This is a genomic window from Streptomyces sp. NPDC037054 (assembly GCF_055606745.1).
On the sequence record NZ_JBVJSJ010000007.1, the window covers coordinates 344,466 to 357,047 of the forward strand.

Annotated in this window: 12 protein-coding genes and 2 pseudogenes; 6 read left to right on the plus strand and 8 right to left on the minus strand. The window is 75.2% G+C overall.

The genetic code is table 11. The annotated features are described in order from the left end of the window. Window positions 1–22 precede the first annotated feature (22 nt). The 3 genes from ACZ7D7_RS19405 to ACZ7D7_RS19415 are packed head-to-tail and all read right to left on the minus strand — an operon-like array spanning window position 23 to window position 2,525. Window positions 23–688, minus strand: a complete 666-nt coding sequence (locus tag ACZ7D7_RS19405; RefSeq protein WP_470825694.1) for an ABC transporter permease — start codon at window positions 686–688, stop codon at window positions 23–25. Next, a complete protein-coding gene (locus ACZ7D7_RS19410) occupies window positions 685–1,395 on the minus strand; it encodes an ABC transporter permease (RefSeq protein ID WP_470825695.1) in 711 nt (236 codons plus the stop codon). Before ACZ7D7_RS19410 ends, ACZ7D7_RS19405 begins: the two co-directional genes overlap by 4 nt. Next, window positions 1,392–2,525, minus strand: coding sequence for an ABC transporter ATP-binding protein (locus tag ACZ7D7_RS19415; protein ID WP_470825696.1), 1,134 nt, complete (start codon window positions 2,523–2,525; stop codon window positions 1,392–1,394). Before ACZ7D7_RS19415 ends, ACZ7D7_RS19410 begins: the two co-directional genes overlap by 4 nt. 218 nt (window positions 2,526–2,743) lie before the next feature. Here ACZ7D7_RS19415 and ACZ7D7_RS19420 point away from each other — a divergent pair, with 218 nt between their 5' ends. Next, a complete protein-coding gene (locus ACZ7D7_RS19420) occupies window positions 2,744–3,730 on the plus strand; it encodes an NAD-dependent epimerase/dehydratase family protein (RefSeq protein ID WP_470825697.1) in 987 nt (328 codons plus the stop codon). A 178-nt stretch (window positions 3,731–3,908) separates the two neighbouring features. Here ACZ7D7_RS19420 and ACZ7D7_RS19425 read toward each other — a convergent pair whose 3' ends face one another. Both ACZ7D7_RS19425 and ACZ7D7_RS19430 read right to left on the minus strand, forming a co-directional pair. Beyond that, a complete protein-coding gene (locus tag ACZ7D7_RS19425) occupies window positions 3,909–5,021 on the minus strand; it encodes a sensor histidine kinase (RefSeq protein WP_470825698.1) in 1,113 nt (370 codons plus the stop codon). 6 nt (window positions 5,022–5,027) lie between these two features. Further along, a complete protein-coding gene (locus ACZ7D7_RS19430; protein WP_470825699.1) occupies window positions 5,028–5,744 on the minus strand; it encodes a response regulator transcription factor in 717 nt (238 codons plus the stop codon). Between the two features lie 103 nt (window positions 5,745–5,847). Between ACZ7D7_RS19430 and ACZ7D7_RS19435 the strand changes: the two are divergent. The 3 genes and pseudogenes from ACZ7D7_RS19435 to ACZ7D7_RS19445 form a co-directional block, all read left to right on the plus strand. Then, a pseudogene (locus ACZ7D7_RS19435) lies at window positions 5,848–6,552 on the plus strand (glycosyltransferase family 2 protein); the annotation flags it as partial. Between the two features lie 155 nt (window positions 6,553–6,707). Continuing rightward, on the plus strand, window positions 6,708–7,367 hold the full coding sequence (locus ACZ7D7_RS19440; RefSeq protein WP_470825700.1) for a TIGR04282 family arsenosugar biosynthesis glycosyltransferase: 660 nt from the start codon (window positions 6,708–6,710) through the stop codon (window positions 7,365–7,367). Further along, window positions 7,364–7,915 (plus strand): annotated as a pseudogene (locus ACZ7D7_RS19445) (class I SAM-dependent methyltransferase); the annotation flags it as partial. The gene ACZ7D7_RS19440 and the pseudogene ACZ7D7_RS19445, both read left to right, overlap by 4 nt. 65 nt (window positions 7,916–7,980) lie before the next feature. Here the strand turns inward: ACZ7D7_RS19445 and ACZ7D7_RS19450 are convergent. Together ACZ7D7_RS19450 and ACZ7D7_RS19455 are read right to left on the minus strand one after the other, a co-directional pair. Further along, window positions 7,981–8,487 (minus strand): hypothetical protein, encoded by a 507-nt coding sequence (locus tag ACZ7D7_RS19450; RefSeq protein ID WP_470825701.1) that lies wholly within the window; start codon window positions 8,485–8,487, stop codon window positions 7,981–7,983. Then, window positions 8,484–9,770: a molybdopterin-dependent oxidoreductase gene (locus ACZ7D7_RS19455; protein WP_470825702.1), complete on the minus strand. Its 1,287-nt coding sequence runs from the start codon at window positions 9,768–9,770 to the stop codon at window positions 8,484–8,486. The genes ACZ7D7_RS19450 and ACZ7D7_RS19455 overlap by 4 nt, the downstream gene beginning before the upstream one ends. 113 nt (window positions 9,771–9,883) lie before the next feature. Between ACZ7D7_RS19455 and ACZ7D7_RS19460 the strand changes: the two genes are divergently transcribed. Both ACZ7D7_RS19460 and ACZ7D7_RS19465 read left to right on the plus strand, forming a co-directional pair. Further along, on the plus strand, window positions 9,884–11,230 hold the full coding sequence (locus ACZ7D7_RS19460) for a hypothetical protein (protein WP_470825703.1): 1,347 nt from the start codon (window positions 9,884–9,886) through the stop codon (window positions 11,228–11,230). A 189-nt stretch (window positions 11,231–11,419) separates the two neighbouring features. Then, window positions 11,420–11,941 carry a hypothetical protein gene (locus tag ACZ7D7_RS19465; protein ID WP_470825704.1) on the plus strand — a complete coding sequence of 174 codons (522 nt, stop codon included), beginning with the start codon at window positions 11,420–11,422 and terminating at the stop codon, window positions 11,939–11,941. Window positions 11,942–11,981: 40 nt separating this feature from the next. Here ACZ7D7_RS19465 and ACZ7D7_RS19470 read toward each other — a convergent pair whose 3' ends face one another. Further along, entirely contained in the window at window positions 11,982–12,542 is a 561-nt protein-coding gene (locus ACZ7D7_RS19470) for a DM13 domain-containing protein (protein ID WP_470825705.1), read from the minus strand. Window positions 12,543–12,582 lie beyond the last annotated feature (40 nt).

The window sequence follows — 12,582 nt, forward strand, 5'->3', positions numbered from 1 at the left end:
CGGCGGCGGTCCGGTGCCGGCGTCACCGCCTGCGTACGCCGGGGGACACGGCGAGGCGTCCGACGGCCCAGAACACCGCCAGGGTGACCAGGGCCAGCCCGGCGACGAGGGTGGCGCCGCCGACGACCTTCTCGTAATTGCGCTGGTACAGGCCGTCGATGATGTAGCGGCCGAGGCCGCCGAGGCTGACGTAGGCCGCGATGGTGGCCGTGGAGACGATCTGGATGGCGCCCGAGCGCAGGCCGCTGAGGATCAGCGGGAGCGCGGCCGGGAGTTCGATCCGGAACAGCACCCCGGCCTCGCTCATGCCCATGCCGCGGGCGGCGTCCACGGGCGCCGGGTCGACGGAGCGCATCGCCTCGTAGGTGGTGACGAGGATCGGCGGGACGGCGAGGACGACCAGCGGGGTCATCACGTTCACCATGCCGAAGCCCACCATCAGGGTCATGAGCACCAGCAGGCCGAAGGTGGGCAGCGCGCGCCCGGCCACGGCGATCAGGGCGAGGGTGTTCCCGCCGCGCCCGTAGTGCCCGGTGACCATGCCGACGGGCAGGGCGATCGCGGCGGCGATGCCGAGCGCCTGGAGGGTGTACCGGACGTGTTCGGCCACGCGCGTGGGGATGCCGTCGTAGCCCTGCCAGTGGGCGCTGTCGGCGAAGAAGGAGTTGATGAAGGTCAGCAGGTTCACCGGGCCGCGTCCTTCCCCGCCGCGGCGACGGCCGGTTCGGGCGCCTCGGCCTTCGGGTTCCCGCGTGTTCGGCGTGGCATCCACGGCGTGAGCAGCAGGCGTACGGCGACCAGCAGGCCGTCGGCGAGGATCGCGAGGAGGGCCATGCTGAGCACGGCGTTCACGGCGAGTTCGGGCCGGTCGTAGATGTTCGCGTCGTTGATCAGGTTGCCGAGCGCGCCCTGGTTGCCGATGAGGGCGCCGATGCTGACGAGGCTGATGCTCGACACGGTCGCCACGCGCAGGCCCGCGACGATGGCGGGCGTGGCGATCGGCAACTGCACCTGGAGGTAGCGGCGTACGGGGCCGAACCCCATGGCGGTCGCGGCGGCGAGGGTCTCCTCCGGCACGGAGCGGACGCCGTCGACGATGGCCGGGACGAGGACGACGAGGCTGTAGACGGTGAGCGGGATCATCACCGTGAGCTCGGTCTGGCCGGTGTAGTCGATGAGGAGCACGAAGAAGGCCAGCGAGGGAATGGCGTACAGCACGGTCGTCACCCACAGCACCGGCGGGTACAGCCAGCGGAAGCGGACGCACAGCTGGGCCAGCGGCAGGGAGACGAGCAGCCCGGCGAGCACCGGCAGCAGGGCCTCCCGCAGGTGCAGTCCGACCAGGCCGAGCCAGCTGTGCTGGAGGTCGCTGGGGATGTCGAAGAAGCCGTTCATTCGGCGGCCTTCGCGGCCGGTGTGCCGTGCGCGCGCCGCTCGGCGTGGGCGTCCCGGATGGCTTCTCCGATGGTCTGCTGGGAGACGACGCCGCTGACCCGGCCGTCCGCGTCGACGGCGACGGCCCAGCCGGTCGGGGACAGCACGGCCCCGTCGAGGGCGGCGCGCAGGGAGTCGGTGCCGGGGGTGAAGGGCCGGCCGTAGGGCAGCAGCCGGGCGGGATCGACCGCGCCCGCGGTGAGTTGGCCGGGCTCGGCCCAGCCGAGGGGTCTGCCGTCCGCGTCGGTCACCAGGAGGTAGGGGGCGTCGGGGGCGGCGGTCCGCCCGGCGGCAGCGTCGGCGGCGACGACGGGGCCGGTCGTCAACTCCAGTCCGGCGGACGGGAAGAAGGACAGTCCGCGGATGCCGCGGTCGGCGCCGAGGAAGTCCTCCACGAAGGCGTCGGCGGGGTCGGAGAGCAGGTCGGCGGGCGGCGCGAACTGGGCGAGGCGGCCGCCGGTGCGCAGCACGGCGACCATCGTGCCGAGTTTGACCGCCTCGTCGATGTCGTGCGTGACGAAGACGATGGTCTTGCCCAACTCGTCCTGGATGCGGAGCAGTTCGTCCTGGAGGCCCTTGCGGACGACGGGGTCGACGGCGGAGAACGGCTCGTCCATGAGCAGGACGGGCGGATCGGCGGCGAGGGCGCGGGCCACGCCGACGCGCTGCTGCTGGCCGCCGGACAGCTGGTAGGGGTAGCGCTTCGCGAGCGAGGTGTCGAGGCCGACGCGCTCCATGAGTTCGGCGGCGCGTTCCCGCGCGCGGCGCTTGCCCCAGCCGAGCAGGCGGGGCACGGTGGCGATGTTGTCGAGGATCGTGCGGTGCTGGAAGAGGCCGGCGTTCTGGATGACGTATCCCATGGACCGGCGCAGGGAGTTGACCGGCTGCTGCCGGCTGTCCACGCCGTCGACGAGGATGCTGCCCTCGGTGGGCTCGACCATCCGGTTGATCATGCGGAGGGTCGTGGTCTTCCCGCAGCCGGACGGGCCGACGAGGACGGTGATCGCGCGGTCGGGTATCTCCAGGGACAGCCGGTCGACCGCCACCGTGCCGTCCGGGTACCGCTTGGTGACTGATTCCATCCGTATCAAAACGCCGAATGCCCTTCGGGTTGGCACGAGCTGCCCGCTGCGGCCGCGGTCACGGGGCCGTCGCCGGTCGAGTCTAAGGTGCGGAGGTTTCACGCCCGGGCGGAAACCTATCCACGGACGGCGGACCGAAACTGCCCGGCTCGCCGGGAGTCTTACGGACCGGTGACGGACGGGCGCGGCCCGGGGCCCGGACCCGGCCGCCGTCCTAGCGTGGGCGCATGCGCGTACTGGTCACCGGCGGTGCCGGGTTCATCGGGTCCCACGTCGTCGAGGCGCTGCGGGCGGACGGCCACGAGCCGGTGGTGTACGACGTCCGGGACGACCCGGCGGCCGACGTGCGGGACGGCGGGGCGGTACGGCGTGCGCTGGCCGGCGTGGACGCCGTCTGCCACCAGGCGGCGATGGTGGGTCTGGGCACGGGTTTCGCGGACGCCGCGGAGTACGTCTCCCGCAACGACCTCGGCACGGCGGTGCTGCTGACCGCCATGGCGGACGCGGGCGTGGGGCGGCTGGTGCTGGCCGGGTCGATGGTGGTGTACGGCGAGGGCCGCTACACCTGCCCCCGGCACGGAGTGGTGCGCCCCGGTCCGCGCGCGGTCGCCGATCTCGACGCGGGCCGCTTCGAGCCGCCGTGCCCGCTGTGCGGCGCGGACTTGGGGCCGGGCCTCGTCGGCGAGGACGCGCCGGCCGACCCGCGCAACGTGTACGCCACGACCAAGCTGGCCCAGGAGCACCTGGCGGCGGCGTGGGCGCGGGCGACGGGCGGCTCGGCGGTGTCGCTGCGCTACCACAACGTGTACGGGCCCCGGATGCCCCGCGACACCCCGTACGCGGGCGTCGCCTCCTTCTTCCGCTCGGCGCTGGCCCGCGGCGAGGCCCCGCGCGTCTTCGAGGACGGCCGCCAGCGACGGGACTTCGTGCACGTGCGGGACGTGGCGGCGGCCAACGTGACGGCGCTGGAGGCCGGTTCCCGGCCGGGCACGCTCACCGCGTACAACACCGGCAGCGGTGAGCCGCACACGGTCGGAGACATGGCCCGGGCCCTGGCGGCGGCCCACGGCGGCCCCGCCCCGGTCACCACCGGCGAGTACCGCCTGGGCGACGTCCGCCACATCACGGCCGACTCGACCCGCCTGCGGACGGAGCTGGGCTGGAAGCCGGTGGTGAGCTTCGAGGAGGGGATGAGGGAGTTCGCGGGAGTGTGAGGGCGACACCGGCGGTGACCGACTGCCGCACGCCGCGGGCCGTCGTGCCGCAGGGCGGCGCCCGTCCCGCGGAAGACGGCACCCGCCGACGCCGGGCAGCGCGAACGCCGTGACGGTCACAGCGACGCCGACCGCCACACCACCGACGCGACGCGTCCCTTCTCCGCCGAAGGCGACGTCACCGCTCCGCCGCGGGCAGCGTCACCTCGAATCGGCAGCCCCCGTTGACGTTCCGTACCGTCGCCCGCCCGCGGTGCGCCTCCACGATCCCCCGCACGATCGCCAGCCCCAGCCCCGCGCCCGCCGGAGGCGTCCGCGCGTGCGTGCCGCGCCACCCCGTGTCGAAGACCCGCGGCAGATCCTCCTCCGGGATGCCCCCGCAGCCGTCCGTCACGGACAGCACCACTCCCTCCGCCGACCGCTCCGCCGCCACCGCGACCGTGCCGTCCGCCGGCGTCCGCCGGATCGCGTTCACCAGCAGGTTGCCCAGCACCCGGCTCATCTCCCGCCCGTCCACCTCGACCGGCACCGCCTCGACGGACTCGCCGACGAGCCGTACCCCGTTCTCCCGCGCGAGCGGATCCGCGCCCGCGAGCGCGTCGCCGACGAGGTCGTAGAGGGACATCCGGGAGAGGGAGAGCGTCAGGGCGCCGGCGTGGATGCGGGACAGTTCGAAGAGGTCGCCGACCATGTCGTTGAGGCGTTCCACCTCCGTGCGGATCTGCCGGAGGTAGCGGTCCGGGTCGGCGGCGACACCGTCCTCCAGCGCCTCGGCCATGGCCCGCAGCCCGGCCAGCGGCGTGCGCAGGTCGTGCGAGATCCAGGCGACGAGTTCACGCCGCGAGGACTCCAGCGCGCGCTCCCGGTCCCGGGACTCGGCGAGTTTGGCGCTGGTCGCCTCCAGCTCGCGGCTCAGGGCGGAGAGTTCGGCCGTCGACGGTCCGGTCGGCGCCGCGAAGTCCCCGCCGTCGCCGAAGGACCGCGCGGCCATCGCCAGCGCCCGGCTGCGGGCGACGACCCAGCGGCCCAGCAGCAGCGCGGTCGCCAGCGACACCACGGCGGCCATCGCGACGACGGTCGTCACGACGGTCAGGTCGTGCGCCGAGAGGAACATCGCCTGGGCGACCGCGAGGGTGCCCGCGAGCATCGCCGTGACGGCGACACCGGCGACCACGGCCAGGTGCGCGGTGAGGGAACGGCGCCGGATCAGCAGGAGCACGCACGCGCCGAGCAGTCCGGCCGCCGCCGCGCCGACGAAGGCGAAGAGGGCGATGAGGAGGGTGTCACGCACGGCAGGTCACTCCCCCGCCACGGACGTGTCGTCGAAGCGGTAACCGACGCCCCACACCGTCTGGATGAGGCGGGGCCGCGCCGGGTCGTCCTCGACCTTGCCGCGCAGCCGGCGGACGTGGACGGTGACGGTCGACAGGTCGCCGAAGTCCCAGCCCCACACCTCCCGCATCAGCTCCTCGCGGCTGAAGGCCCGCCCGGGGTGCCGGAGCAGGAACACCAGCAGGTCGAACTCGCGGATGGTGAGGGCGAGTTCGGTGCCGCTCTTGGCGACGCGACGGGCCGCCGGGTCGACGGTGAGCCCGGCGGCGCACAGCGGTCCGGAGGGCTGCGCGGGCCGGGTGCGGCGCAGCACGGACTCGACGCGCAGGACGAGTTCGCGCGGGCTGAACGGCTTGGTGACGTAGTCGTCGGCGCCGACCTCCAGCCCGAGGATGCGGTCGTCCTCGTCGCCGCGCGCGGTCAGCATGATCACCGGCACCGGCCCGCTGCCGCGCATCCGGCGGCACACCTCCAGGCCGTCCATGCCGGGCAGCATCAGGTCGAGGACGACGAGGTCGGGCCGGTTGGCGGCGGCGCGGGCGAGCGCGTCGGGGCCGTCGCCGGCCCGGTCCACGACGTATCCGGCCCGGTCGAGGTACCCCGAGACGATCTCCGCGACGGTCGGATCGTCGTCCACGACGAGGACCCGGGCCCCGGTCGGCTGATGCGGCTGCTGCTCCATGCGGCCAGCCTCGCACCACGCGCGCGAAAGCGCTGCTCCCGGCCGCAGCCGTCCCTGTTCCGTAAGGAGCCGAAGTCCGTTTTGCCGTTTTCGCGCTCGTAGGCTGAGAGCCGTGACGACCTTCTCCCCCGCGGATTCGGAAACGGCGCCCGTCGACGTCGTGCTGCCCTGTCTCGACGAGGCCGGGGCGCTGCCCTGGGTGCTGGAGCGGATCCCGCCCGGCTGGCGGGCGATCGTCGTGGACAACGGCTCCTCGGACGATTCGGCCCGCGTCGCCCGCGGCCTCGGCGCGACCGTGGTGCGCGAGGAGCGGCGCGGCTTCGGGGCGGCCTGCCACGCGGGCCTGACCGCCGCCACCGCCGACGTGGTGTGCTTCTGCGACTGCGACGCCTCCCTCGACCCGGCCGACCTGGTGCCGTTCGTCCGGGAGATCCGGTCGGGGCGGGCCGATCTGGTGCTCGGCAGGCGCCGCCCGCGTGCGCGGGGCGCGTGGCCGGCGCACGCGCGGGCCGGGAACCTCGCGCTGGCCCGCCTGTTGCGCCGCCGCACCGGGGTGCGCCTGCGCGATCTGGGCCCGCTGCGCGCCGCCCGGCGCGAGCAGCTGCTCGCCCTGGACCTCACGGACCGGCGCAGCGGCTACCCGCTCCAGATGGTGGTGCGGGCGGCCGACGCGGGCTGGCGCATCACCGAGCACGACGTCCCGTACCACCCGCGTACGGGCACGTCCAAGGTGACGGGCACCTGGCGCGGCACCTGGCAGGCGGTGCGGGACATGAGCCGCGTGCTGAGCGAGACGGGCACGACGGCGCCCGTGCGGCGCGAAGCCGGTCCCGGCGGGGTCGGTTCCGGCGAGGGCGGTTCCGGCGGGGTCGGTTCCGGCGAGGGCGGTTCCGGCGGGGTCGGTTCCGGCGGGGTCGGTTCCGGCGAGGGCGGTTCCGGGTCCTCTTCGGAAGGACGCCGCCCGTGACGCCGCCGGCCGCGCCTTCCGCGCCGTCCGCGCCTCCCGTGCGCTCCGCCGTCACGCTGCTCGTCATCGCCAAGGAGCCCCGCCCGGGGCGGGTGAAGACCCGGCTGACGCCGCCGTTCACGCCCGAGGAGGCAGCGGGTCTCGCCGAGGCCGCGCTCGCGGACACCCTCGACGCCGTGGCCCGAACGCCCGCCCGGCGCCGGGTCCTGGTGCTCGACGGCTCCCCCGGCCGTTGGCTGCCGCCCGGCTTCGACGTCGTGCCGCAGTGCGCCGGCGGTCTCGACGCGCGGCTCGCCGCCGCCTTCGCCGGCTGTGACGGGCCGGCGCTGCTCGTCGGGATGGACACACCGCAGGTGACCCCGGAGCTGCTCACCGTGGACTTCGCGGACTGCGACGCGTACTTCGGCCCCGCCGAGGACGGCGGCTTCTGGGCGCTGGGCCTGGCCTCGCCGGACCCCGCGCTGCTGCTCGGCGTGCCGATGTCGACGCCGGACACGGGCGCCGTCCAGCGTGCCCGGCTGGCGGGTCTGCGGGTACGGGACCTGCCGCCGCTGCGGGACGTGGACACCGCGCGGGACGCCGCCCTGGTCGCCGAGGCGGCGCCCCGCGGCCGGTTCGCGGCCCGGCTGGCGTCCCTGACGGCGGCGGACCGATGACCGCCCCCGCCCGGACCCCGCGCCCCCGCCCCTGGTCCACCGACCTCTACGCCCGGGCGCTGCGCACTGGGCGTGGACCCCTCTTCCTGGGCCGGGCCGACGGCTGGCTGTTGCCGTTGGACGTGGAGCGGTGGTGCTCCGAGGCCGACGCCGCCGATCGGGAGGTGCTGAAGCGCTGCGAGGGCTCCGTACTGGACGTGGGCTGCGGCCCCGGCCGGCTGGTGGCGGCGCTGTGCGCGCGGGACCACCGGGCGCTCGGCATAGACGTCAGCGAGGCAGCCGTCGCCCGTACGGTCCGCCGCGGCGGCCGGGCCCTGCGCCGCTCCGTGTTCGAGCCGCTGCCCGGCGAGGGCCGCTGGGGCACCGCCCTGCTCATGGACGGCAACGTCGGCATCGGCGGCGACCCGTCCGCGCTCCTGCGCCGCGTCGCCCAAGTCCTCGTCCCCGGCGGCCTGTTGATCGCCGAGGCCGCCGCGGACCCGGACGTCGACGAACGCGTCCTGGTGCGGGTCACCGACGCCCGCGGCGCGACCGGCAGCCCTTTCCCTTGGGCGCGGCTCGGCGCGCCGGCCCTGCTGCGGCTCGCGGACCGCGCGGGCTGGCGCGCCGTCGCTCAGTGGTCGGCCGGCGGCCGCTGCTTCGTGGCCCTGCGCAGCCGCAGTGCGCAGAGCAGCGCCGAGCCGCCGAACAGGGCCGCCGTCAGCAGCAGCCAGCGGCCGAGGAAGCCGTCGGCGGACTGCCCGGTGGACCCGGCGTAGCGGTCGTCCACCCTCCCGCTGATCAGCGGGAACCACACGAGCAGCAGCAGCCCGGACAGGGCGGCCGGGACACGCACGTACCCGACGAGCCTCCGCCGCCCGCCCGCCGCGCGCACCAGGGCGCGGTCCACCGCCGCGTACAGCGGCAGCAGCACCAGGTCGTGCAGGACCGCCGCGCCCACGAACCACAGCACCACGCCGAACCAGTCGTCCGCGAGCAGCCGCACCCCGGCGTACCCGGCGAGCGCGAACGAGCAGGCGAGCAGCAGCAGTTGGAGCGGGCAGCCGACCGCCCGCCGAAGGCGACGCGTCCCCGGCCCGCGTCGCCGACGCACCGGGGCATCCGCACGACCGCGGGTCATCCCAGGTCTCCGAACGTCATCCGCGCCACCCACTTGGTGTTGAGCACGCCGGGCGCGGCGGGCACGATGATCCGCGCCGGGTGGCCGTGGTCGGCGGTGAGGTCCTCGCCGTTGACCTGGAGGGCGAGCAGGGACCGCGGGTCGGCGACCTGCCCGGCGTGCAGGGCGGCCCGGCGGAAGGCGCCGCGCCGTTGCAGGGACTCGACGAGGACGTCCGGCGGGTCGCCGCCGCGGCCGACGAGCGCCGCGAGGTCCCGCAGCCGTACGCCCCGCCACCACTGGTCGGAGGTGGACCAGCCCTCGACGCAGGCGATGGGCAACGCGGCGCTGTGCAGCGGGAGTTCGAGCAACTCGGCGCGGCTCAGACGGACGGTGCCGGCCGGCCCCGCGACGACCAGCCGCCACGCCTCGTCGCTCCGCTCCGCCGGGCGGATCCCGGCGTAGGCGGCCGTCTTGTTGATCTGGAACGCGCCGGGTCCCGAGCCGGGTTCGGGGCCGCCGTGCGGGGAGAGGACGGCGGTCTGCCGCAGCGGCCCGTCGAAGCTCCGGCCCACGGACGTGGCGAACAGCAGTAGCGAGGCGCCGCCGACCGTCCCCAGGGCGCCCCGCCGGGACACGGTGGCCTCGGCGGGGTCGGGCGCCACGAGGTCGTCGGCCGCCTCCCGCGCGCCGGTCTCCTCCCCACCCTCCGCGTCACGCCCTGCCCGCATGGCCCTGAGGTTGCGCAGCGCCGTCGGTGCCTTCAGCACCACGTGCAGGGCGAACGCGGCGAAGAACACCCACGCCCCGTAGAAGTGCAGCGGGTAGAAGGACCCGGGGAAGACGTAGTCGAGCTGCACGTTGAGGATGCCGGTCGCGAACTCGAACAGCGCGCCGCCGACCAGGAGCAGCAGCGAGATCCGCTCCAGGGCGTGCGCGACCGAGCGGGCCGGCGGCAGCGCGAACAGCCTGGGCACGACTGACCACAGCTTGGCCAGCAGCACGGGCACGAGGGTGAGGCCGAGCGTGACGTGGACGCCCTGCGTGAGCCGGTACAGCCAGTGCGGGTCGGTCGGCCACGTGAACAGGTAGAAGCCGAGGAGACCCTTGTCCGGTGTCTTGTCGTTCACCGGCGACAGGTCCGGGTTGTACGCCGCGTACGACAGCAGGCCGGTCACGAACAGCACCGTGATCCCGCCGAGCAGCACCACGCCGAGCAGCGAGGTGAGCCGCCGGCCGCGCAAGGGGCTGCGCCAGAACGCGGGCGAGGCGGGAGAGGCGGAGGAGAACCGGGTCCGGGCCATGTCTCGACCGTAGGTCCGGACCACCCCGGAAGAGGGCACCCGAACCATGACGAATCGCTGACGTCGCCGCTCGTCACCCGCGCGGCGCGGCCGTGGCGCCCTAGCGTGCTCACGTGAACCGCGATCTCGCCTCCGCCCGGCGCGCCCTGCGCCGCGACCTGTGTGCGGTGGGCCTCGCCGCGCTGCTCGTCGGGGCCGCCGTCCTGGTCGGCGACGCGATCCAGCGCCGCGACGGGACGCTCCGGGTCGGGTGGCCGCCGCTGCTGGCCGAGTGGTCGCCGCACCTGGGCCCCGGCACCCCGGCGGCGGTCGCGGTCGCCGTCGCGGTCGTGGCGTACGGCCCGTCCCTCGCGGCCCGGCTGCCCTGGCGGCCGCTGCTGTGGGCGACCTGGGGCGCGGGGCTGGCCTGGACGTGGTCGCTGGCCCTGGTCGACGGCTGGCACCGCGGCGTCGCCGAGCAGCTGACCACCCGGCACGAGTACCTCCGGGCCGTCGACCGCTTCCACGACCTGCCGGCCGCCCTGCGCGACTTCACCGGGCACATCCTGCTCGACGCTCCGGACAACTGGCCCGCGCACGTCGCCGGGCATCCTCCGGCGGCGACCGTGACGTTCGTGCTGCTGGACCGGGTCGGCCTGGGCGGCGGTGGCTGGGCCGGGGCGTGGTGCGTCACGGTCGGGACGACGGCGGCCGTGGCGGTGCTGGTCGCCGTGCGGGCCCTGGCCGACGAGTCGCTCGCCCGGCGGGCCGCGCCGTTCCTGGTCCTGGCCCCGGCCGCGGTGTGGGTGGGCACGTCGGCCGACGGGTACTTCGCCGCCGTCGCGGCCTGGGCGGTGGCGCTGCTGGCGCTCGCGGTGGCGGGGCGGCGGCCGGGCGCGACCGGCCCGGCGTCCGGGCTGCTGTTCGGGCTCACCGTGTACCTGTCGTACGGGCTGACCCTGTTCGCCGTGATCGCGGCGGCCGTACTGCTGCTGGGGGCGCGCCGTGCGCCGCCGCTGCCGTTCCTGCTCGCCGGGTTCGCCGTCGTGCCGCTGGTGTTCACGTTGGCGGGATTCGACTGGTGGGAGGCGTACCGGCTGCTCGTCACCCGCTACCACCAGGGGGCGGGCGGCGTGCGGCCGTACGGCTACTGGGTGTGGGCGAACCTGGCGTGCGCCGTCCTCGTCGTGGGCCCGGCGACGGTGGCGGGACTGCGCCGCTGCCCGGCCCGCCTCCGGGTCGGCCGGCCGGGGACGCTCGACGCCCCGGCGCGCCTCGTGCTGCTCGTGTCGGCCGCGCTGCTCGCCCTGCTGGCCGCCGACCTGTCCGGCATGAGCAAGGCGGAGACGGAGCGGATCTGGCTGCCGTTCGCGGTGTGGCTGCTGCCTGCGGGCGCGTTCCTGACCGGGCCGCGCGGCTGGCTCGCCGGACAGGCGGTCCTCGCGTTGCTGATCAACCACCTGCTGCTGACCGGCTGGTGACCGGTCGGCGGGAGCGGCGGGCTCGCCGCCGGGCCGCAGGGACAGCACCAACTCCCCCGGCGGCGGGGGGGGGAAGTTGTCAAGACGGTTCACCCGACAGGTCGGGGACGGAACGCAGCGGGCGTCTCCGTCGTCCGACAGGATGGGGACCAGCACCACGAGAAGGAACAAGGGGAAGTGGGGGCGACCATGACCGGTCGGGAGTCGGGAAGCGACAGAACGCCGTGGGACGGGGACGGGGACGGTACGGGTCCCGTCCCGGACGACGTCTGGCAGAAGTTCCTCACCGACAGCGAGAGCGCCATCCGCAGGTCGGCGCCGCGGGAGCCGTCGGCACGCGAGCGTACGGTCCTGGCGCTCGGGCCCGCAGGCGACCCCCAGGACACGACGGCCTCTGGGGCGACGGGTCCGGGCACGACCGGCTCCGGCGCGGTCGGCGAGTTGTGGCAGCCCGAGGACCGGTGGAGCGGCCCGGCCTGGCGGGACATGGACAGCAGGGCCCGGCGGCGCCGCGTGGGCCGCGCCGTCGGCACGGTCGCCGCGCTGGCGCTGCTGTTCGGCGCCCTGTCCCTGCTGCCCGCCAGCTCCCGCAACCCGTACCAGGACCCGGCCGGCACCATCTCGCAGCAGTCGGAGGACGCCCCGGAGGACCTGCCGACCGCGACGGCGACCACCGTCCCGTCGACGGTGTTCGCCCCGGACGGAACCTGACGCGCCGACCCGGCGGCCCGGTGGGCCCGGCAGCGGGTGATCAGGCCGGGCTCAGCTCCGCCGCCCCGAAGGACACGTCGAAGCGGTCGCACCAGATGCTGACGCTGGTGAACTTCGCGGGGTCCACGTCGGCGGGCAGGGCGTAGTTCTGGCTGCCCTTGTTGCCCTTCAGCCGACCGAGGCTGACGTACTCGCCGTCGTCGAAGACGTGCCAGCCCGCGCGGCCCTCCTTCACGGGCGCGTCGGTGAGCCAGACGTGCAGGTCGGGCCCGTTGCTGGTGTCGAGCTTCTCCAGCCGGACCACGTGGGACCCGTCGGCGAGCCGGACGAGCTTCACGGTGCCGGACGTGGCGTGCTCGTGGCTGACGAGTTCGCCGCCGGCGAGGGTCCGCGGACCCGCCGGGGAGGCGTCGGGGGCGGAGGCGTCCGGGGAGGCGGCCGGCGCCTCGGAGGGCCGCGTCGCGGGCTGCGACGCCGTGGGCAGCGCCTCGTCCACCGTCTCGTCCTGCCAGATCTTCCACGGCTGGAACCAGTACAGTCCCGCGCCGCCCACGACCAGCGCCACCGCCACCGCCCCGGCCACCCACTGCTTCTTGCTCACGCGCACCGTCCCGCTTCGTTTCCCAGAGGGGTTCCGGTGC

Coding starts and splice junctions, on each gene's coding strand:
- ACZ7D7_RS19420 (WP_470825697.1), top strand. CDS start 2,744: ATGCGCGTACTGGTCACCGGCGGTGCCGGGTTCATCGGGTCCCACGTC.
- ACZ7D7_RS19455 (WP_470825702.1), bottom strand. CDS start 9,770: ATGGCCCGGACCCGGTTCTCCTCCGCCTCTCCCGCCTCGCCCGCGTTC.
- ACZ7D7_RS19430 (WP_470825699.1), bottom strand. CDS start 5,744: ATGGAGCAGCAGCCGCATCAGCCGACCGGGGCCCGGGTCCTCGTCGTG.
- ACZ7D7_RS19450 (WP_470825701.1), bottom strand. CDS start 8,487: ATGACCCGCGGTCGTGCGGATGCCCCGGTGCGTCGGCGACGCGGGCCG.
- ACZ7D7_RS19410 (WP_470825695.1), bottom strand. CDS start 1,395: ATGAACGGCTTCTTCGACATCCCCAGCGACCTCCAGCACAGCTGGCTC.
- ACZ7D7_RS19465 (WP_470825704.1), top strand. CDS start 11,420: ATGACCGGTCGGGAGTCGGGAAGCGACAGAACGCCGTGGGACGGGGAC.